This window comes from Clostridium bowmanii (genome assembly GCF_018861315.1).
Classification (GTDB): domain Bacteria; phylum Bacillota; class Clostridia; order Clostridiales; family Clostridiaceae; genus Clostridium_AD; species Clostridium_AD bowmanii.
In genome coordinates this window covers 1-23385 of the sequence record NZ_JAHLDL010000044.1, presented here as the reverse complement: position 1 = coordinate 23385, position 23385 = coordinate 1, and the positions used below count along the sequence as shown (strand labels likewise).

The 23385-nt window shown below is 29.1% G+C and carries 18 protein-coding genes and 1 pseudogene; 16 read left to right on the top strand and 3 right to left on the bottom strand.

The window, feature by feature from the left end:
• Nucleotides 1-141: 141 nt before the first annotated feature.
• Nucleotides 142-372: pseudogene (locus tag KPL51_RS20520) on the top strand (ATP-binding protein); the annotation flags it as partial.
• A gap of 386 nt (nt 373-758) precedes the next feature.
• On the opposite strand, the gene ltrA reads toward KPL51_RS20520, so the two are convergent.
• On the bottom strand, nt 759-2579 hold the full coding sequence (ltrA, locus tag KPL51_RS20515) for a group II intron reverse transcriptase/maturase (protein ID WP_216165820.1): 1821 nt from the start codon (nt 2577-2579) through the stop codon (nt 759-761).
• 646 nt (nt 2580-3225) lie between these two features.
• Here ltrA and KPL51_RS20510 point away from each other — a divergent pair.
• The 15 genes from KPL51_RS20510 to gloA2 all read left to right on the top strand — a co-directional run bounded on the left by KPL51_RS20510 (nt 3226) and on the right by gloA2 (nt 21323).
• Entirely contained in the window at nt 3226-3972 is a 747-nt protein-coding gene (locus KPL51_RS20510) for a hypothetical protein (RefSeq protein ID WP_216165818.1), read from the top strand.
• A 425-nt stretch (nt 3973-4397) separates the two neighbouring features.
• Nucleotides 4398-4952, top strand: coding sequence for a hypothetical protein (locus KPL51_RS20505; protein ID WP_216165816.1), 555 nt, complete (start codon nt 4398-4400; stop codon nt 4950-4952).
• Complete coding sequence (locus KPL51_RS20500; protein WP_216165814.1) at nt 4952-5107, top strand: hypothetical protein; 156 nt, start codon at nt 4952-4954, stop codon at nt 5105-5107. The genes KPL51_RS20505 and KPL51_RS20500 overlap by 1 nt, the downstream gene beginning before the upstream one ends.
• A 2727-nt stretch (nt 5108-7834) precedes the next feature.
• Nucleotides 7835-8434, top strand: coding sequence for a TetR/AcrR family transcriptional regulator (locus KPL51_RS20495; RefSeq protein ID WP_216165812.1), 600 nt, complete (start codon nt 7835-7837; stop codon nt 8432-8434).
• Between the two features lie 374 nt (nt 8435-8808).
• Nucleotides 8809-9318, top strand: coding sequence for a GGDEF domain-containing protein (locus KPL51_RS20490; RefSeq protein ID WP_216165811.1), 510 nt, complete (start codon nt 8809-8811; stop codon nt 9316-9318).
• A gap of 322 nt (nt 9319-9640) precedes the next feature.
• Nucleotides 9641-11455, top strand: a complete 1815-nt coding sequence (locus tag KPL51_RS20485) for a sensor domain-containing protein (RefSeq protein ID WP_216165810.1) — start codon at nt 9641-9643, stop codon at nt 11453-11455.
• Between the two features lie 11 nt (nt 11456-11466).
• Entirely contained in the window at nt 11467-13497 is a 2031-nt protein-coding gene (locus KPL51_RS20480; protein ID WP_216165808.1) for a PAS domain S-box protein, read from the top strand.
• Nucleotides 13498-13882: 385 nt separating this feature from the next.
• Complete coding sequence (locus KPL51_RS20475) at nt 13883-15598, top strand: methyl-accepting chemotaxis protein (RefSeq protein WP_216165806.1); 1716 nt, start codon at nt 13883-13885, stop codon at nt 15596-15598.
• Between the two features lie 86 nt (nt 15599-15684).
• Nucleotides 15685-16578, top strand: coding sequence for a GGDEF domain-containing protein (locus KPL51_RS20470; protein ID WP_216165804.1), 894 nt, complete (start codon nt 15685-15687; stop codon nt 16576-16578).
• A gap of 27 nt (nt 16579-16605) precedes the next feature.
• Nucleotides 16606-16998, top strand: coding sequence for a bacteriohemerythrin (locus KPL51_RS20465; RefSeq protein ID WP_216165802.1), 393 nt, complete (start codon nt 16606-16608; stop codon nt 16996-16998).
• Nucleotides 16999-17077: 79 nt separating this feature from the next.
• Nucleotides 17078-17260 (top strand): Spo0E family sporulation regulatory protein-aspartic acid phosphatase, encoded by a 183-nt coding sequence (locus KPL51_RS20460; RefSeq protein ID WP_216165800.1) that lies wholly within the window; start codon nt 17078-17080, stop codon nt 17258-17260.
• Between the two features lie 142 nt (nt 17261-17402).
• On the top strand, nt 17403-18617 hold the full coding sequence (locus KPL51_RS20455) for an EAL and HDOD domain-containing protein (protein ID WP_216165797.1): 1215 nt from the start codon (nt 17403-17405) through the stop codon (nt 18615-18617).
• A 1559-nt stretch (nt 18618-20176) separates the two neighbouring features.
• Nucleotides 20177-20434: a hypothetical protein gene (locus KPL51_RS20450; protein WP_216165795.1), complete on the top strand. Its 258-nt coding sequence runs from the start codon at nt 20177-20179 to the stop codon at nt 20432-20434.
• Between the two features lie 109 nt (nt 20435-20543).
• Complete coding sequence (locus KPL51_RS20445) at nt 20544-20699, top strand: SdpI family protein (protein WP_216165793.1); 156 nt, start codon at nt 20544-20546, stop codon at nt 20697-20699.
• Between the two features lie 231 nt (nt 20700-20930).
• Complete coding sequence (gene gloA2, locus KPL51_RS20440; protein ID WP_216165791.1) at nt 20931-21323, top strand: SMU1112c/YaeR family gloxylase I-like metalloprotein; 393 nt, start codon at nt 20931-20933, stop codon at nt 21321-21323.
• On the opposite strand, the gene KPL51_RS20435 is transcribed toward gloA2, so the two are convergent.
• Nucleotides 21320-22576, bottom strand: coding sequence for an MFS transporter (locus KPL51_RS20435; RefSeq protein ID WP_216165789.1), 1257 nt, complete (start codon nt 22574-22576; stop codon nt 21320-21322). The two genes, gloA2 and KPL51_RS20435, sit on opposite strands and share 4 nt — an antisense overlap.
• A gap of 5 nt (nt 22577-22581) precedes the next feature.
• Nucleotides 22582-23055: a MarR family winged helix-turn-helix transcriptional regulator gene (locus KPL51_RS20430; RefSeq protein ID WP_216165787.1), complete on the bottom strand. Its 474-nt coding sequence runs from the start codon at nt 23053-23055 to the stop codon at nt 22582-22584.
• Nucleotides 23056-23385 lie beyond the last annotated feature (330 nt).

Below are 23385 nucleotides of genomic sequence, written 5' to 3'. Positions count from 1 at the left end.
CTCCAACTCTAATAAATATTTTTCAACACTACTATAATACTATATTATTATGTAAAGTTAAAAACAAAGAAACTGTTGTACTATAAGGGCTTTAGTTCTTAACTTTACATAATATTTAACTTCTCATAAGATGAAGTCGGGTACCTCCCCATAACACGTGATGAAGCCAATCTGTTTTTTAAACTTGTATCAGAGCTCTACGAGCAGACATCCATAATTATCACATCAAATAAAGGATTTGAAGACTGGAATGAATTACTAGGTGACCCTGCTTTAACCACTGCAATATTGGATAGACTGACTTATAAATGTGAACTTTTTAACATTACTGGCAAAAGTTATAGATTAGAACATAGACAATCATTATCTTAACTGTAAATTATTAACTGGGATTTATTCAGGGAAATTAATTTCCTAAATTTCACGGAAAGTACTTGCCATTTACAAGTAATCACATAAGTATTATTAAAGTATTAATTATTAGGGTGAATAAATGAAATTTATAAATGAAGTTATAAGTATAAAAAATAGAAATGATAATTACAATTTATATTTTGAGAGAATGTTAAATAGTAACCCGAATTTTATTATTATCAGCAGTTTCTCATTTTTTCTTCCACCAGGCCTATGGAATAAGTTCAAAAATTTAAAATGTCCTAAATTAGTGTCGGGTAGGTAGGGAGCCTTACGGCTCCTTTCCCCCCTAAGAACCGGACTTGTATGTTTCCACACATCACGGCTCAAGCCATCTTTTTACCTCAAACAAGTTGGTATTTGAACTTCTTAAAAGCCTTCTTAATCAGTTGGTATCCTTCTTTGCTATTAGGTTCTACTTGATTTTTTTTGAAATAGGTGACGATTTTTGGTAAATCTCTTCCTCCTCCATATTTTTTAAGTAGTGTTCGATGGTATCGCTGACAACTTTTATGTAACAATTCCAAGTTGTCATATCTTTCATCACCGCCTAGTATACGAGGTACAATTTGATTAATATTTAAGGATTCTTCTCCCACTAATGATTGGTTACATATTCTACATTTGTAATTACTGAATTTTGCTAACTTCCTTCTGCTCGAAACATTATCATTTATGAAATCTTTCTTATCTCTTTTTTCAAAATACTCTTTTAAACTTCCATCATCAGGACTATTCCTATATTTAACTACAGCATGCCTCACAATTGGTATCCAACTCATTCTAAATAACTGAGTCTTTTTATCATGAGGGTCTGTTAGTATCCATTTATCTTTACTAGCCCCTGTATAATCTGCTTTGAAATAGTTTTTGTAAATCCATTTAAACGGCTTCTTGGGATGTAAAATTTTCAAATGCTTTCTTATCTTAATCCATATATAACTGTCGATGTTACCATATATCTTTTTTGCAACTTGGCTTGACCAGTAGTTTCCTATCCCTCTTATTATTGGATTTAATTTTTTTATTAAGTCACCCACTGGTTTTCCTCGCAGTTGTATGAACACATTCCTTATTGTTTCTTTGGCTTTTTTTATACTTGCCTTGGATGGTTTTATTAATAAATGCATACCATTGTTAGTCTTATACTGTCTTAGATTAAATCCAAGAAAATCGAAGCCTTCACTAATATGTGTGACTTTAGTTTTATCATCTGCAAGTGTTAGCCCTCTTTTATTAAGGTATGGTTTAAGTTTTTGATACATATTTATAGCCGTTTCCTCTGTTTTACATAAAATTACAAAGTCATCAGCATATTTTACTACTCCAACCGAGTTCCTGGCTAATGTATAATTCCCACCATCGAGGTGGTATCTTACACCAATTTCTTCCTCCATACCATGCAATGCTATATTAGCTAATAAAGGTGAGACAAGCCCCCCTTGCGGGGTTCCAGAATGTGTATCATTGAATGAATTATTATCAACATATCCTGCTTTCAACCATTTATATATAGTATCTTTAGCAGGAAACCCCGTTAAACAGTCCATAATGTATTCATGATTAAGATTATCAAAGCAACCCTTGAAATCGCCCTCAAATACCCACTGTCTTGTACTTCTTGATGACAGTTTAGCAAATAAATTTACAATGGCATCTTGGGTTCTCCGTTTAGGTCTGAATCCATATGAAGAAGGTTCAAATTTTGCTTCCCATTGTGGCTCAAGAGCATTTTTAACTATGTTTTGAAATATCCTGTCTTTTATAACTGGTATTCCTAAAGGTCGCATCTTACCCTTTTTCTTAGGGATATATACTCTTTTTACTGGCTTCGGTCTAATATGTTTAATACTATATTTCTTGAGAAGATTATACAATCTCAATCTCTCCCTTGAAGTGATTGCAATTTGACCGTCAACACCAGCTGTTTTTTTACCTTTATTAATTTGTGTAACTCTTTTTATTGAAAGTAGCAAATTAGCATTACTTCTAATCATTAGTCTTTGAAGTTTTCTTACTTTTCTTTTGTTTCCCAACTGTTCGGCACGAAAAATCCGTTGGCGAAGTTTCTTCACATATTCGTATATTTTTTTCCAGTCTATTAATGACCAGCTATCTATATGTGGAGAAACAGCCGACGTATTAAATTTATTAATAGTTTTCATAACATGTCTCTCCTTAAAAAAAGATTCTTCTTTACGTTTTTTCTCATGTTGATGACCACGTGGAAGTCTGCCCTCTTTCGAGTGAGTTATGAAACTCTATCCAGCGGGTTATCTTTTTCCCTGAACTTTCGTCCAACTGGCATTCGCTTTCTCCACAATCCCATGCCCCCTGGTATTGTAGCTTTCTCTCAATTGCCCTACCTCTATCGAGGAACACAAAGGGTTTATCAAGTTCCACTATTAGTAGATTCAAATGGGGAAGCATCCCTCTATACTCCGATGGATATATGGGTTACTGCACGATTGGAATGCGATACAATCTTTCCTATCCATAGTAAGCTTGTTATTCCGCAGTACACTTATCGTAAATCACGAAGATTACAAAGGTTCAACTTTCGTTTATACTTTCCATTTTTCCCCTAACCCAGCATTGCTTCTGCGTAAAGCAATGACCTTAGATAATTAACTCTCATGCAACCTACAGACCAATTACTTAGAATGCAGTTTCGAGCGGGAATACGTTTAGTAACTAACGCAGTTTCTCACGAAACACTACTAATTAGCGACTTCTTGTCGCACCATAATTCCATACGAATACGAATATAGAGATGGAAAAAATAAAACAAGTAAAAAAATAATTAATCAGATGTATAAATTCAATCACATAGTAAATACAGGGGCTACAGTTATTACTAATTCAGTTAACCATGCAAAATATGTACTTACTGAAAAAGATTGTTTTGTTGGTTCTAATAACCTTACTAGAGGTGGAATAGAAGATAACGTTGAAAATTCTCATTTTATGTACAATCAAAGTGGTCAATACAAATATTGGAAAGAAGAAATACTAAAGTTTGTGAATAGTGAAACATTCGGGTTTGCATCATTAGAAAAACTTAAAGAAGAACAGAATATTTTAAAAAGCACCCCAATATATGAGTTGGATAGTTGGAGTATTAATAAGGATGAATTTTATGATATATTAAACAATATTGGTCATTTAAAGACAGCACTATATAGAGTAAATGACTGCTATCAGCATTTAGGTGCGGAAGTTAGCGGATTATTATTGGAAACATGTCCTATTATGAAAAATATTGAGATACTTACAAAAAAATTAGAAGATATATATTGGGATTTGGATAGAGAATATAAAGAGAAAAAACATTTTGATAATATCTTTATAAAAAAGAGAGATCTTAATACAATTAACCTCCGAATAAAAAATATAAATATAGATTTGGAGCAATTAAATTTATATAGAGTTGAGTTGTTTGAAAAATATGAAAACACATGGAGATCTAATCAAAGCATATATGATTATTTACTGGATAAGGAGTCAAACGAAAACTTAACTAATTTAAAAAAATTTATTAACACGGTGCTAAGATAGTTACCATACGAATGTAAAGTGGGGGGATTATACGACTGTAACTAAATACAAAATTAAAAACTGTAGTTTATACAATGATAATGTAAGAAATTAATAAAAGTAAGTTTCCAATTTACAACTTGATGTAAACAACTATCAAATCCGTAACATTCAATGCAAATTGGTGTAAAAAGGCAAGAATTTTTGATCAGAAATTGATTGGATTTTCTTGGCTTCCTTTATTTTTAGGGGTAAGTTTCAAGAATTATGGATTAAGAGGTGGCTTGTAATAATAAAACAAATAAGAAGTATAAAAAAATCAAGTTGTAGCAATCATTTTATCGTATGGGATTATAATAGAGGAAGTGACTTTACTGTCATTTAAATAAAATAAATATGATATAATTAGTTATATATTGCAAATGAGATAAGAGGTTATGAATTATATGGATATTAACAATTATGAGAAGTTTCTTATAGACCTAAAGCCTAAAAACTATGGAACGTTTGATGCGGAGAGTTTCTATGAATATAAATTAAGGGCATCAACCTTATTACCAAATTGGCCAGAGTGTGTTATAGAGAATTGTTTATACAGACACTATAGTTATGCAGTATCTGAGTATGGCTGGATTAAATTTCATCAAGTAACATTTGAACTAGTTTCATGGGACGGGGATAGAATATTTAGTAATATACAATCGCATAAGATGGATTGTGCAATTGATGGATTAGGATATCAGATATATGAAAGGCAGGGTAAAAACTGTTCTTGGTTGCAAAAGTATATGTATGATGGTCGTACATGGCCAGTTCCAATTATTATAATGAAGAATAATAAAGGAATTAAATCTCACAGTGGAGAAAATTATGGTCAGCCATATCATCTTATAGAAGGTCATTTAAGACTTGGATATTTTAGAACTATTTATAAAATAGAAAAGGAGACCTTGAAACCAAATCATGATATCTGGATTATGACAATTAATGGAAATATATAATGACAATAAATAGGGGTGAGGGCATGGATTATAAAAAAGTAGAAAAAATAATGGACTCTTTTAACCTAATGAAAGAACAGAAACCATTTGGTACAGACTTTCAAATTACGATAGGAAATAGGCACAGAATAATTTTAGAAAGACTTAAAACTTAAACCTCTAGTTAATGGTGGGGCAATAGGGTTCCTGTATGTACAAGTGTTAGAGGATTATAGGAAAACTTGTAGTAAAAATGGACATATCAATTTTAAGAATATTTCTAATGAGGCGGAATTAAGAAGTATAGTGGAAAGGGTAATAAGATACTTTGAAAAAGAGACGTCCTAGGATTAATGCAAAGCAGGACTGATTAAAATATATAATAACGGAGGATTATTAAATATACAGAACAAGCAAGACAATATATACGCAATAAGTTGGAAGAGAGCGATTAAAAGTATATCGAATTAACATCTAAAGAGATACATGAAGATTTATACTTTAGTAAACAGTATCCTATAGTGTGAAATGCAATGCAGCAGTTAAAAACAGAAAAAGATGAATATATAAGTACAATTATAAGTGTACAAAGTTCAACCATCATAATCAGATATATGCTTGAAGGTAAGTAACGAAATATGTTTGAAGAGGTAATTCAATAAATGAATTATTATTTAAATTTGGCTCTATTTAATAAAGATAGAGATGAATTATGAAAAAGGATAAGGTTACAATTAAAAAGTATAAGATTATAATTGGTAGTGATGAAAATTACATTAAAATTATTCCTACAAATGTAGTATTCTTAATATATACCATATCGAAATAAATCATAACATACTAAAAATAAAACTAAAGTAACCTATCTTGGGTTCCTTGAAATTTGGTATATAATCAACACCATTCTTAAACATAGTCTTAAATTTATATATATGATGTTATGAGACAGCGGTTTTTGCAGCAAATTAGACAAGAAATATTGCAGCAGTTTTTTTAATGAACTTTAATCATGGGCAACGAGCCTCCCTATCATACCTAATGATAAGACCATTTAAACCCTTACACCCTCTTATTCAAAATTTGAATACATATGGTTAACGTATCATTAAAATATACTACCGCATTCCATATAGGGCAGAAAACACGCCCTATACTCCATTTGGTCTTATTATAGTTACTTTAATTGCTCACACTATATTTCGTGCATATAATAATAGACATTAAAGTTGCGTATGTTTAAATTGCTTGATACAATTCTACGGTTAAAATTCATTAAAAAAATCGTAATAATTCCAATAAAAACCATGCAGAAATAATAGTCCAAGTAAACGTTTACTGCTGCCGCTTAGCATTTCCTATAACATATATGATAAGACTTTTTAAAAGGCTAACCATATCCACAAACAATAAAGTCTAGTCAAAATAAAACAAGTTTGGTTAAAAACAATAAAGTTTAGTCAAGACTGTACAAGCAGTGAAAGTTTTTCTTTCACTAATTGCACAGTCTTTCTTTTTTGCAGCCACAACCCCTAACTGTCAGGTCTTAAAAAAATAGAAAACCAACCCGAACTCTAACCCGAAAACCATCCCCCTCAACCCACAACTAACCCTTATAAACCAACACTAGACAAAGAAATAGAAAAGAGAAATAGAAAGACAAAATAGACTTTGGAATAGAAAAACCCACACAAAATAGAGCCTTCCTTGGCCCTTAACCCTTGCAAGTTTTACCTGTGACAACTTTCAAGAAACCAAACTTTATTATGATTTATTTATGTGGAATTTTGAATAGAAAAACAATAGAAAAAGGTAGTAAATGGGAAAAACCAAATTTTATTATGATTTGGAAGAAAAAGGTGGAAATGGGCTGAGTGATACCAACGTTTGTGGGTGGGGGAAAAGGGGGGAATAGGTCGAAAAACTAAACTTTATTGATTGTATACAATGTTGTCCACAAACAATAAAGTCTAGTCAAAATAAAACAAGTTTGGTTAAAAACAATAAAGTTTAGTCAAGACTGTACAAGCAGTGAAAGTTTTTCTTTCACGAGTTGCACAGTCTTTCTTTTTTGCAGCCACAATCCCTAACTGTCAGGTCTTAAAAAAATAGAAAACGTTAATTTATGTGTTATATTCAATAATATAAGGGTAAAAAATTGTTCATTGATAATTGAAATGAATATTGAAATTGAAAGTCATGGAATATGATTCCTGAAATATCCTATTGAGACTACAGTTGCACTAATAAATTTCAGAATTAGTTAAATAGGCTTTAAAAATAAAAATAATATATGAAAAGTCAGGAATTATTAATCAGAAATTGATTAGATGTACCTGGCTTTTTTTAATTTACGAACTAAATTAAAGAAAAAACGAAAATAGAAAAAACACCATAAAAAAATAGAATAAGGGCATTAAAAAATGAAATCATTAGGCCTTTTTATACAGGAATATGAACATAATCAAATAACAAATCTATCTTTGCTAAGTCATCATTTAAATTCACATATATAATCAGTTCCACAAATTGCTCTCAAAATCGCTATAGTGGCTTTTAAACGCTTTAGAATCTACAATGAATTATCCATTAACAGGTCAGAAGTGTAAGGGGTAATTAGAATACTAAGTAGAAATAAGATTTTACATAAGTAATAATCCAATATGAATCTAAAAGTAATTTAAATAGTAATACTACAAAAGAAAAGAGGCTATTGGTAGATTTAAGGTAATAACATACCTTGTAGTATAAGGTTAAATGGCATACAAGAAGTAGGTCACTATTTGTCGAACAAAAAATAATGTAAAAAAATGAAATATATTGAAAAAATAAAGGAGAGAATGTATAATTATATAAAATATATATGATGGTAGTTATATATAAGGTTAAGTTAGAGGTGATGTAAGTTGTATACTGCAAAGGAAATATTGAGAGTATCATATAGACTTTTTATTGAGAAGGGATATGAGGCGACTAATATAAGAGAAATATGTAAAGAAGTTGGAGTGAAAATGCCAACCTTATATTATCATTTTCAATCTAAAGAGAATCTGTTTTATACAGTATATGATGAATGTTGGTTAAAATATTTAGACAACTATGAAAATCAAAAGATAATCAATGAAAATATCAGTGCTGAAAGTAAGTTATTTATGCTCTTTAAACAAGACATCCAGTTTGCCACTGATAATAAAGATGATTTTAAATTTCATTTAAGATATAAGTTATTTCCACCGAAAGAAATAGAGGGTGAAATAGAAAGAAAAAAACTATTATACAATGAGAGAGTAGACAGTGTCATTATAAAAGTTATGATGCAGGGAATAGAAGAGGGAATGTTGGACAAGGATAGTTTAGATAGATGTCTGAACTTGTATAGAAAATTTGTTTTTGATAAAATGATTGCTATTGTTTTTTTTGAAGACTATAACTTTTACGATACATTAGAAGAGGCATGGAATTCTTTTGTAAATTGTAAAAAGTATAAAAAATTAAAAAAACAATAGCACAAGGATCATTAAGTTAATGTTTATTAAGACAAAACATTTGAGAAAATTCAGAAATTAATAGTAATATCATTGCGATCTATATAACTAACGTTATACAGATGTCTTATTTAAGCGAATTTGAAAATATGATTTAAATATAGGTTTAAAGTAATAATATAGAAAAATTGGATAGATGTATAATTAGTTAAATAACAATATTTATTTTTTATAGGTATAATTTATATCTATTTAGTTTTATTATTATAGGATGTGGCATATTTTTAAGTCTAAAAAATAAGAATCATCAATATTTTAATGTTTGGAATGAAGTTACTGAATATATTGAAGAGATAGTAAATAAAAAAGAAAACTTGGAAAAAGAAGTAACTAATTTGGATTACTTAGCAAATCATGATAATTTAACAGGACTATTTAACAAAACATACTTTATTAATTTTTTAGATATTTTTATTGAAAAGGCAAAAGTAAATAAAAAGACATGTAGTATATTGTTTATTGACCTAGATGGGTTTAAAGCAGTTAACGATACATACGGTCATGATGTTGGAGATAAACTATTAAAAAGTATATCAAAGATCTTAACTGATAATATAAGAGAAGTAGATTTGGCAAGTAGGTTTGGGGGAGATGAATTTATTATATTCCTTTATAACATAAGCAAAGACGATGTAACTAAAATTTCTAAAAGAATAGTAAGATTGTTAAGTGAAACAATAAGGATTAATCAATGTAATTGTAATATAGGTGCTAGTATTGGGATAAGTATGTTCCCAGAACATGGAGATAATTCTCAAATATTAATTAATAGAAGTGATTTGGGTATGTATACGGTAAAGAAACGTGGGAAAAATGATTACTGTTTTTATGAAGAGGAATGTTAAAACTGCATTAAAAGAAAAATGTAATTTATAAAAGTAACATAAAAAGTCACATTCTAATTATAAATCATCACCATTAAGAGTGGATAACAATAAATACATTGTAGAGATACTCAAGAATATTTAACAAAATAGCCAAGTACAGACTAAAACTAATATTAGTAAGAATTTCATTGAACATATGCTAAGTGAAATGTATAAAAAAATATTAAAGGATGAATTAACTGGAATTTATGAAGAATTAGATGGACTTATAGTTGATTATATGAAGCATAATGACGTATATTAGAATATAAAAATTATAGATGTGGGGTGAAAATTGAAAGTGATATACAAAATAGAATTATTAATTATATTTATTCTATTTATACTAATGATGTTAAAAATTTATTTATTAATAATAAAAAAGAATGAAAATACAGAAGAATTAATATTGATTAAAAAAGAATCCATTGAAAAAGAAAAGAGATATATGTTGACTATTGATGGATCAAATGATGCTCTATGGGAATGGGATTTGGAAAATAATAATGTATTTGTTTCTGAAAAATGGACAAGCATCACGGGTTATATTATAAATAAAGATATGGACTTTATAGGTTTTATAAAAGGTTTAATACATGAGGATGACATAAGCAATGTATGTAATAATTTCAACAATTATAATGATGGTAAAGTAACTTGTTACCAAACTGAATTTAGAATTAGAACAAAGAATGATAATTATAAATGGCTATTTGTAAGAGCGAAGGGATTGCAAAATGAAGAAAATAAAATAATAAGATTGGCAGGATCCATAACTGATATTACTTATAGAAAGGAAATTGAAGAAGAAATAAAGCATAAAGCATATTATGACGCATTAACAAATTTGCCTAATAAAATATTAGTTATGGATATAATAACGAATAGAATAAAAGAGTTTAAACATAACAAAAAACAAGGAGCAATAATATTTTTGGATTTGGATGATTTTAAAAAGATTAATGATACATCAGGACATCACTATGGAGACCAGTTATTAAAAATTATTGCGGAAATATTAAAGATTTCTTTTGATGAAAAAGATACAGTAGGAAGATTCGGTGGGGATGAATTTCTAATCATAATGAATGATATAAAAAGTAAAGAAGACGTTATTTTAAAATGTGATATATTAATTGACATGTTCAAAAAAACTTTTGAAATAGGTGAGAGAAATGTTCATACCTCAGCAAGTATGGGAATAACAATTTTTCCGAGGGATAGTGATGATATTAATAAGTTATTAATAAATGCTGATGCTGCAATGTATAAGGCTAAGGACAATGGCAAAAACAAATATTGTTTCTTTGATGAAAAAATAAGTAATGAATTAAAGAGAAAAAGTGAAATTGAAAAAAATCTTAGACAAGCGATAAATGAGCATGAATTAGAAATATATTACCAGCCTCAAGTAGATAGTAATAAAAAGACAATAGTAGGGGTAGAAGCATTGTTAAGATGGAATAGTAAGGAGAGTGGTAGTGTTTCACCATATGAATTTATTCCAATTGCAGAGGAAACAGGCCTTATTAATAACATTGGTGAATGGGTCATAAAAAATGTTTGTAAACAAATCAAATTGTGGGAATTAAATTGTAAAATTCTAATGAAAGTTTCTATTAATGTATCTACAGTACAATTGCAAGATGAAAGATTTGTAGAAAAAATTAAGCAAATCGTATCTTTAAATGATGTTGATTCAAGGCTTATAGAATTTGAAATAACGGAGACGTCTCTAATGAATAATATAGATAAGGGCATTGATATATTAAATGAATTGAAAAGTAGTGGATTTAGTATTGCCTTAGATGATTTTGGAACAGGATATTCCTCTCTAAAGTATTTAAAGACTTTACCTATAGATAATTTAAAAATAGATAAGTCTTTTGTTGATAATATAACAATTAATAAAAAAGATGAAGAAATGGCTAAAGGAATAATACAATTAGCACATAACATGAATTTGAATGTTATAGTAGAGGGCGTAGAGACAAAAGAGCAGTATGACTTAATGAAAAATATGAAATCAGATATTATTCAGGGGTATTATTTCAGTAGGCCAGTTCCACCAAAAGAAATAGAAAAAATGATATTGATTGAGAATAAATTCATATAAGGGGGTAGAGGTTGATTAAAGAAAATAAGAATAAACTTAATTTATATAATAGTTTAGATGTTTATAAAAGTATATTTGATAATGTCCAGGATATAATTTTACTTATATCACAGGAAGGCTATATTTTAAATGCAAATAACCAAGCAATTAAATTCTATGGATATACATATGAAGAATTGTTAAGTTTAAATGTACGTGACCTTAGAAATGTAAAATTAGGGGATATAATAAATACACAACTAAGGGAAGCATTTAAAAACAATGTAGTTTTTGAAACATATCATTATAGGAAAGATGGAAGTATGTTTCCTGTAGAAGTAAAGTCTGTTGGTATAGACTTTGAAGGTAGCAAGATAGTAATAAGTGTTATTAGAGATATAACACAAAGAAAGAACCAAGAAAAAGAACTTAAAGATAGTGAAGAAAAATTTAGACTAATATATTCTAAAATGAATCAGGGTATGGCATTACATGAGATAATTTTAAATGAAAAAAATGAACCTATTGATTATAGATATATCGACATTAATGATAGTTTTGAAAAAATTTTAGGCATAGTAAAACGTGATATAGTTGGTAAAAATGTTAAAGAAGTAATGCCAAATACTGAAAACTATTGGATTGAAAAATTTGGACAAGTTGCACTAAATGGTAAAGAAATGTATTATGAGAATTTTTCAAGGGAACTTAATAAATACTTTCAAGTTTATGTTTATTCACCTGAATATAAGAAATTTGCAGTTATATGCACAGATATCACTGAAAGAGTAAATAAAGAAAAAGAACTAAAGGAAAAGTATGAAGAGTTATCAGCAATATATGAGGAACTTACTGCAACGGAAGAAGAACTCAGAAGCAATTATAGAGAAATGGAAGTTTTAAAGGAAGAAGCAGAAGAGGCTAATTCAGTAAAAAGCAAGTTTTTAGCCAACATGAGTCATGAAATAAGAACACCGCTTAATGGTATTATTGGTATGATTTATTTGCTAGAAGATACTAATAATAATAATAATGTACAGAATGAATATTTAAACATGCTCAAAACATCAACAAATTTACTACTTGATATTGTCAATAGTGTATTAGATATGGCTAAAATAGAAGCGGGTAAGTTAGAACTATCTACGGACTCATTTAATTTAAAAGATACACTAGATACAATAGTAAATCAACTTCAATTTGTCGCACACAAAAAAGATTTAAAAATAATGCACTATATTGAACCCTTTATGAACTTAGATATTATTGGGGATAGGGTTAGGCTAAATCAAATTATTATTAATTTGGTTAACAATGCAATTAAATTTACAGATAAAGGACAAATTATTCTATGTGCAAAAAAGATTTATAGTAATGCTCTGAAAATAAAGATTCAATTTTCAGTTGAAGATACAGGTGTAGGTATTGATGATGAATATAAAGAAAAAATATTTGAAGCATTTTGCCAAGGAGACTCTTCTTATACAAAGCAATTTAGTGGAATAGGATTAGGCCTTGCAATATCGAAAGAGATTACAGAACTAATGAATGGAGAAATATGGTTTGAAAGTAAAAAGGGTGAAGGGAGTACATTTTATTTTACGGCAGAATTTAATTTACAACAAACAGATGCAATAATTTCAAATAAGTTTAAAACTGAAAATGAAACCACTTCATTAATAAAAGCGGAAAATAAAAAGCCATTAATTTTAATAGTAGAAGATAATGAAATAAATATGCAAATAGTTAAATCATATTTAAACATTAAAGGGATGAATTATCTTTGTGCTACTAATGGTAGAAAAGCAATTGAAATTTTAGAAGATAAATGTGTAGATTTGATACTTATGGATATACAAATGCCAGAACTAAATGGATATGAAACAACTAAAGTTATTAGGGAAAAAGAAAAAATCAGCGGTAATCGTATTCCGATTATTGCAATGACTGCTTATGCCCTGGATAGTGATAAGAGAGAATGTATAGAAAACGGTATGGATAGTCATATTTCAAAACCATTTAATATGGAAGAATTAAATAAAGTAATAACAAAGTATATATAGTAAGCAAGTTCAACTAAATTAACTTAATAAGTAAGTTAATGCATTTGGGGGACATTGAGTGCTAGAAGTATTAAAAAGAAGAGATGAACCAAATAGTAGCAATGAGAAAATACTTGCAGGAGGAAGAATAGGTGGGAGTAATGTTGCCCATAATTTTAAGTTCCTTAATTAATGCTTAAAAGCAGGGATGGATAATTATATCTCAAAACCTTTTGATGTTCAGCAACTTTATAATATCATAGAAATGTAGTTAAAAAAATAATTTAAAAGTTAACACCTTTAAACTAAAATGATTTTTTTCTATAAGTGTCTAATAATGGAATAATATAATGCAAAAAAACAGAAAAAATAAATACTATAAAAATTTATATGAGGGGTGAAATAAATGAATTTTTTTAAAAATTTAAAAACAAGAACAAAACTTATGGGCTCATTTTCAATTATTGTTGTAATCATTTGTTTAGTAGGAATTATAGGGGGTTATTCTACTAAACAAATTAATGAAAGTGGTAAAAAAATGTATGGTTATAATATGTATAGTATATCAGAATTACATGAAATAAAAGAAAGTTTACTGAATATTCGTTCAGAATTACAAGGGGTAGTGTTTATAAGGGGAAATGAAAATGATAAACAAAAGAGGCTAAATAATATTGATAAGTATGTAAAAGAAAATACAGCAATTATGGATGATTATGATAAACTTCCACTATCTGCTGAGGGTAGAGAAATTTGGAATACTTTCAAGAAACAATTAGAGACATACAGAGGTATAAGAGAACAATCTATAAATTATGTGAAAAACAATAATTATGTTGATGCAGAGAAACATTGGCCAGAGGTTCAAAAGGCACGTGAAGAAATGTTTATTTCTCTAGATAAACTTATAAAAAGAAATAATGATATGGCAAAGGATAGTAATAATGAAAATGTGAAAATATATAATACAAGCAGCAAAATGATTTATTCATTTATGATAGGAGGATTATTAATTTCAATAGCATTAGGATTAGTGTTATCTATATATATGGTAAATTCAATAAAAAAAGGTTTGATTTTCGCAGAAGCACTTGGAAAGGGTGATTTATCTAAAGGAATTGATTTGAACAGCAAGGACGAACTAGGACAACTTGCTAAGGGATTGAATATTGCAAGAGATAATATAAGAGTATTAGTTAATGAAATTATGCAGAACTCTGAGGAAATAACTGCGTCAAGTGAAGAATTATCTGCAACTGTAGAAGAAATAACATCAAAACTAGAAATTGTAAATGAAAATACTGGGGAAATAGTTAAAGAGACTCAGGATACAAGTGCTACAACAGAGGAGATTTCTGCTTCAGTGCAAGAGGTCAATGCAGGGGTTAATGAACTATCAAATAAGGCAACAGAGGGTAGTAGCGAATCAATATCAATAAAATCAAGGGCAGAAGTTATAAGAGGAAAGGGAGTTACTTCAAAAAAATTAGCAGAAGAGTTATATGTAACTAAACAAAATAATATTCTAAATGCAATTAAAGAAGGACAAGTTGTTAGTGAAATTATTATAATGGCAGACTCCATCGCTCAAATTTCAAATCAAACAAATTTATTAGCATTAAATGCAGCAATAGAAGCAGCAAGAGCAGGAGAGCAAGGTAGAGGGTTTGCAGTAGTTGCAGATGAAATAAAGAAACTTGCAGAACAATCTTCAGAAAATGTTAAAAATATACAAGGCGTAATAACAAAAGTACAGAAAGCGTTTGAATATCTGTCTATAAATGCTCAAGATGTATTAGAATTTGTAGACAAGGATGTTAGGCAGGATTATGAGTTACTGGTTGAAACAGGGCATAGTTATGAAAATGATGCATCATTTGTAAGTAAGATGTCTGAGGATATGGCAGCAATGACAGAAGAACTAAATGCGACAATGGATGAAGTTGCTAAAGTAGTCCAAAGTATTGCCACATCATCACAAAATACATCATCAAGGTCAATGGAGATATTATCAAGTATTAGTGAAACAACTGAAGCAATGGAACAAGTTTCAATTACTGCTGAAAATCAAGCGAATATTGCAGAGAGACTTAATACATTAGTTCAGAAATTTAATTTATAAGAGTTATATAAAAAGCACATTCTACTTATAAAGCAGAAATTTAGAATGTGCTTTAATTTTAATAAATATAAAGGGGTACTTATAAAATGGATATAATAGAACAAGTTAAAGAAAGATTATCTGTGTTTATAAATTTGTATGACATTTTAAGGATTATAGATCCTATAAAGAAAAAGACCATTATCATAAAAGATGATCATGTTGAGGAATTAGAAGGAACTTGTTATGGATTTTGGGAAAGAGAAGAATTTTGTGAAAATTGCATTTCAATGATGGCCTATATAGAGAATGACACCTTTGTAAAAATTGAGAATAATGAAGAGAAAGTTTTTTTAGTTATTGCTACACCATTAATTTTAGAAAATAATAAGTATATTGTTGAAATTCTTAAAGATATATCACAAAATGGAAAAATAATAGCAAAAACTAATAATAACGAGAATTTTATGGAATACTTTTTAAATGAAATGAATGAAAAAATAATAAAGGATGAATTAACTGGAATTTATAATAGAAGATATATCAATGAAAGGCTACCAGTGGATATTAATAATAGCATTGTAAAACAATGCCCCCTATCGGTAATCATGGCTGATATAGATTTTTTTAAAGATGTAAATGATAATTATGGACACTTAATCGGAGACAAGGTTCTAATGGATTTTGCTAAACTTGTTCAATCATCTATTAGAAAAAACTCGGATTGGGTAGGTAGATATGGTGGCGAAGAGTTTTTAATAGTTTTAAATAATACTGATTTAGAGAATGCTTATAAAATATCAGAAAAAATAAGGAAACTATTGGAAGACACAATTTTTGAATATGATAATGTAAAGGTTAAAATAACCTCAAGTTTTGGTGTGGATGGGCTTACAAATAATAAAGTTAATATTCAAGAACTAATATCAAATGCTGACAAAAACTTATATAAAGCAAAAACAAATGGAAGAAATAAGACTATAGTATCAGAAGTTATCTAAAAACTAAAAGAAAGAAGGGATTGTAAGATGTTTGAAATGAAGGAAGAGTACAAATTGGGGATAGAACTTATTGACACACAACATGCAAAATTATTTGAAATAGGAGAAAGAGCGTATAATTTACTAAAGGATTCATACAGAGTTGATAAATACGATAGAATAATAGAAATAATAGAAGAATTAAGAAGATATACTATCATTCACTTTAGAGATGAAGAAGAGTATATGGATAGTATTAACTATAAAAGATTATTTACTCAAAAGATAGATCATGCGGAATTTATTAAAAAAATAAATGATGTTAATTTAGATAAAATCGACCAAAATCAAGATGAATATATAATGGAGATTCTGAATATTATTTCCAAATGGCTTGTTGAGCATATAATAGAAAAGGATTTGCTTATTGTTGCTAAATAGAAATTTAAATAATATATTGAACAAACATAAGTATCACAAATTATCTGAAGGATAGAAATTTGGGGGTGGGATATAAAAAATGCAAATAGAAAACTTTAATATGAAGGAACTTATTAATTCTATAAATGACGTTAGAGATCTATTAAATGAAATTTCCATTACAATGGACGAGGATAAAAATAAACAAGCCGCATTGAAACTTAGTGAGTATTTAGATAAACTAATAGTTGAATATATGAAAAATATAGAGACTAAAGGTTAATATATTAACTTGCTTTTAGAAATGAAATTTATATTTAGAGATATATTATCAACCTCAAATAGATATTAACAGAAATAAAATTATATCATTAGAAGCCTCATTATGGTGGAACACTAATAGTAAGAATTAAGGGAAGGTATTTATGGAAATATTTATAGCAAGGCAGCCTATTCTGGATAAGTACAGTAAAGTATTCGGTTTTGAACTTTTGTTTAGGGATAGCAACTCAAATATTTACAATTATCATGATGGAGATGAAGCAACCTTATCAGTGATAAGAAACAGTTACTTCGATATTGGAATGAACAAAATTATTGGAAATAAAATGGCTTTTATAAATTTTACTGCTAATTTACTTAAATCTGATATTTTTAATATATTACATCCAGAAAGTGTAGTCATTGAAATATTAGAGAATATAGAACCAGATGACGAAATAGTCGATGCTTGTATAAGACTAAAGGAAAAGGGATTCAAAATTGCCCTTGATGATTTCGTTTTTGATGAAAAATATAAAAAATTAATTGAACTTGCTGATATTATAAAAATAGATTTTAAAATTACAAAAGGAATTGAAAGAAGAGATGTCATAAGTAAAATCAAGTTAAAAAACGTAGTGTTTCTTGCAGAGAAAGTAGAGACAATAGAAGAGTTTAAAGAAGCAGTTTCCTATGGATATTCACTTTTTCAGGGATATTATTTTAGCAAACCTGTTATATTGTCATCAAAGAAGATACCTGAGAATAAAATGATTTATTTGGATTTATTGAAGGAACTAAATTATGAAGAATTAAACTTCGATGCTATTGAAAACCTTATAAAGCGAGACGTTGCTATATCTTACAAGTTATTAAAAATTATTAACTCTGCACGTTATGGACTTAGAGGCAATATTAAATTTTTAAGACAGGCTATTTCACTCATTGGTGAAAAGGAAATAAAGGCATGGCTGAATTTTATAATTATGAAGAATATTAGTAGTAATAAACCAGATATTTTACTCCAAAATTCGTTGATTAGGGCTAAATTTTGTGAACTAATTGCACTTAATTCCTCGCTTAGAAATATATCTGATGATGCTTACTTAATGGGGATGCTGTCACTAATTGATGTTATTCTGGATAAGCCACTAAGTGAGATACTTAATGAAGTTATGGTGGCGGACGGAGTAAGGGAGGCATTATTAAGTTCCCAAACCAGTAGGCTAACAAACATCCTAAATACAGTTAAGGCATACGAAGAAGGCAATTGGGAGGGCGTACTTACTTATTCAAGGGACTTTAAACTTAGTGAGGGAATTCTTTCAAAGGCATATTTAGAATCATGCCAATGGGTAAATGAAACAATTCCACACTAGTGCTGAATTATATTATAAACTGTGTAAATCTTATAGCAAAGTATTAATTAAGGGAATATAAAAAAGGATGAACAAATAAAAAGTATAAAAAAACCTATATAGAGTGGAAGTGGGTAATTGAGACACAAGAATGAGGTATGAGTATTAGATCTATTGGTTTTAAATTATATATAAGAAAAGAGCAATATTGATTGAAAGTTAAGAAATTGGAATTAGTAATAGGGGTGGAATATTGTTTAATCTGGAAGTAAAAGCATTAAAATGATACATATAATCTTGCATTATTCATATAAAACTCATGCTACTAATTGAAACTAGGATTTAAAGTCAGAAAGTTTTAGGCAAAAGGATTAGTCAAAAGGATTAGAAGTTCCTGGCTTTTACTATGTAAATTAAAATGGTTTAATTGTGACCACTAACAATAAAGTCGTGTCACTGATAATGGAGTCGTGTTAGGACTATGTAGTAAATGCAGAATGTTTTTCGGCATTGCTGCATAGTCCTTTGGTTTATCCCTAAAAATATTAAAAATTATATTGAAACTAACTTAATACTCCGCCTTTAAATTCAAAAACAATAAGAAATTCCACCTAATATCACGATGGGAACCATTAGAAGGACTCATGGTTTCTATTTTTTTAATACCTAAATTTCCAAATAGCCGACAGGCTTTCATTTCTAAAATACTGGATTCTTATTTTGATTTCAAATGAAAAATAAATACCAAAACTTGCATTAGTATATTGATACAACTTACTTTGATGGAATTTATTAGACTAACCTTTTAAATAGATAGAAAGACTTTATGGAAAAGATATATTGAAAGAAATAACCAATAAAAATTATTGACTAGGAAATAAAGATCCATTTGATTTTCCACTTGTAAATCCACTTTGAGACATATTGATTATAAAATTGAAGATTATATTGAAAAATATATGGAAAGAATTTTTTTCAAGACATAGATAGAATTCTTGCAGCGGTGACACAACTTTATTATCATTATTTTAAGGAAAAATTGAAATAAAATGGATAAAAACACGGATTTGGTGACACAAATCCATTATTAATGAATAATATAAGAAAATGCGAACGTAGGATTTTCAAGGGTTTGAGGGGATGGGGCGTGACACGACTTTATTGTTAGTATACAAAATGTACCATAATAATAAAGTTCCCCAAACTCATAATAAAGTTGGGGAAAACAAGATGATGGACAAGCCCTGTACTTAGCTTTTAGTGGCTAAGTAAGGGGCTTTTATTTTCGCCTATAGCTAATATCAAACCATCCCCAAAGTCCTCCGTTCTCCATTTTAAAGCATGAATAAAGTGCAGGATTTATCTGCTGTACTGATTCATGCTTTTCAGTATTTCCTTCTTTAAATCGTAGATTAGAGCTCATGTTTAATGAGTGAATAGAAAATTGAATTAAGGAAGGGTAAAAGTCTGGCGAAGGTTTGGGCATATTAGCTTAAGTTAACACTTAAGGGGTGTATTAACAACGATATTTTAATCATCAATGTTTGTGTTGGTGGATATGCTGGTGCAAGCTATCAATTATGTTAAATGATTTATTTAATCAGTTTAAATTAAATATATTATCAAATCAGATAATAGAATACATTGACAGCAAAGCAGAATACAATAGTAAAATTACTACTAATGATGCTGTAGAGATTAAGTGGAGAATTAAGGTGCTTATTTTTAAAACAAATGGCACAAAAATATTTCATGAAGAAAAAATTGTTGAGGTAAAAACAAAGCTTGTAAATATTGAGGAAAAAGATTATAAAATTGATGATATTAAAATTAAATAGAATTCAAGTAAATTAACAGAGAGTCTACAACAAGGAACGTATTTACATCAAAAGGAAAGTAGAATATAATTTGATTATACATTTAGATAATTAGAGGGGGAGTATTGTAATGTTGGATTTTATGAGTAAAGATTTATTAATTCCTATTATTATGGTTATATTTGGAGTGATTTTAAAATTTAAACCACCAGGTAAAATTAATAATTTTTATGGCTATAGAACAACACGTTCCATGAATTCTCAAAAGGCTTGGGACTATGCATAGAAGCGCTTAGGAGTCTTGTGGTTATACACCGGGGTTATTTTATATGCGGCTATTATCATAAGTATGTTATTATCACCTATTGCAAAGGAGACTTTGAGTTTAATTCATGGAGGAATTGGAATAATTGCGTTGATAATTGGGATACCTTTTGTTGAAAGCAAATTAAAAGAAAAGTTTGATGAAAATGGTAACCTGAAGAATTGAATGTTGAATATGTGAGGAGATAGAATTATGAAGTTAAATAAGATCCATCATATAGCTATTATTTGTTCAAATTATGAGATATCTAAGGAGTTTTATGTTAATATTTTAGGACTCAAAATTATTAAAGAAACATACAGAAAAGATAGAGGATCATATAAGCTCGACTTAGGTGTTGGTGAAAATGATCAAATAGAATTATTTTCTTTTCCCCAATCACCTAAAAGGCCTAGTTACCCTGAAGCACTAGGACTTAGGCATCTTGCCTTTGAGGTAGATAACATAAATGAAGTAATAAAAGAATTGAACAATAAAAATATAATCACCGAGGACATTAGAATTGATGAAATTACCAGTAAAAAATTCACTTTTTTTAGTGATCCAGATGATTTACCAATAGAATTATATGAAAAATATCATTAAGACATATTATTTTTGTCCGTCTTTTTTCTAAGCTTAATCCATGTAATAAGTAACAATATCAATACTACTGTACAAATACCTGATAATATAAAGCAAACTCTAGCTCCATAGTGCTCTGCTATAAATCCTGAAAATAGACTACCTATAGGAGTAAATCCAGCAAACACAAGTGAATATACACTCATTACTCTTCCTCTGTATTCATCTTTAGAATTTAGCTGCAAGGTAGAATTAGCAGTTGTTGAAAAAAACATATTAAATATTCCTGTTATAGCTAAACTTAGTGCAGTAAGATAATATAAATTGCTCATGCCTGTAAAAATAAGCATTATGCCAATTGCAATAGAGCTACCTATCATAAGAATTCTATTTGGACCGCCTTTACTTTTAAAAGTAATGAGAAGTGCTCCAATAAGGGAACCAGCACCAAGTGCAGACAATAAAACTCCGTAGGTTTTTGCATCCATATGTAGTACGTTTTTTGTGAACACAGGTATTAATACACTGTAGTTAAAAACGAATATTCCCATAATACTAACTAATATCAAGGTATCTAATAAAATAGGAATCTTTACTATATATTTAAGGCCATCTCCTATTTCCTTTAGTATGCTCTTTTGAGAAGTCTTTATTCTTACATAAGCCACTGCTTCAATGTGAACTAGTCCATAGATTACTGCCATAAAACTAAAACCATTTAATAAAAAACACCATCCCGCTCCAAGGTATCCCATAAGCATGGCTCCAATAGCTGGTCCGATAATTCTTGCTAAATTAAAAGTGGCAGAATTTAAAGCCACAGCATTCATCAAGTCCTCTTTTCCTACTATTTCCATATTAAAAGCTTGCCTAGTTGGCATATCTAGCGTATTGCAAAAGCCAAGACATAGAGCCAGCACTATTATATATTCGTACTTTAATGCATTTGTAAACACTAATGCTGACAATATAAAGGCCAATAGCATGGATACCGTCTGAGTAAAAATTAGTATTTTTTTCTTGGAAAATTTATCTGTTACTACTCCAGCAAACAATGAGAATAAGGTTACCGGTAAAAACTGCATGGTTCCTACAAGCCCAAGTAAAAATGGAGAAGATGTTAAGGAAAGGACTAGCCATGATTGCCCTATGTTTTGCGTCCAAGTACCTATTAAGGAAACACATTGTCCAAACCAAAAATATCTATAATTCTTATGTGTTAGAGCATGAAAATTATTGTTAATAAATCGTTTAGCAGAAGCAGTTATATCCATTATTATCATCTCCTAATGATATCTAGTGTATCATTTGTAAAATAGTCCTTTGTGATAGTGGTAGCATTTTCACCCATTCTTTCTAACAGTGTTAAGGCAGTTTCCTTTTCGTATTCACTAAACCCTAAAAATAAAATATCTGTCCAAGCCAACATGGCTTTTCTTACCATAGGCTTCATTTTTAACGCTTTCTCAGTAAGGTAGACATTATATGCCCTCTTATCTTTTTTATCTACTATTCTAATGATGTAATCATCATCCTCTAACTTTTTAATAGCCTTTGCTGTGGTACCTTTATCTATCTTAAGGTAATCCGCTAATTCTTCCTGTCTTATTCCATCTTTTTTATATAATGCATTTAAAAATATATACTGACCTTTATTTATATTATATGGTTTAAGTTGCCTTCCTACATATTCATGGCCATGCCTGTGCAAAAGTGAAATCCATCTTGCTACAGAGTTTCTACTTTTATTCATCAATCTATACCTCCAAAATTAGTTGCGATTGCTACTAATTTAATAATATAGTATTATAGTTTCTATTGCAACTATAAATTCACTTAAAAAAGGAGGCCTATATAGGTCTCCTTAAGTTATTATTTATAAAATGGGTGTAAAACCACTATCCCTTTAGGGTAGTGGATGTAAACCCTCACTATCTTTGATTTTGAAGATTTCGCCACGCACTCTCGTGACTTCAGTCATGAGTTAGTGGGGTTAAGTATTATTGTATAAAATATAAGTAAATTACACATGCTAAGTGTTGATACCACTGCGTTTAAATGGTATAATTAACTTATAGAAAGA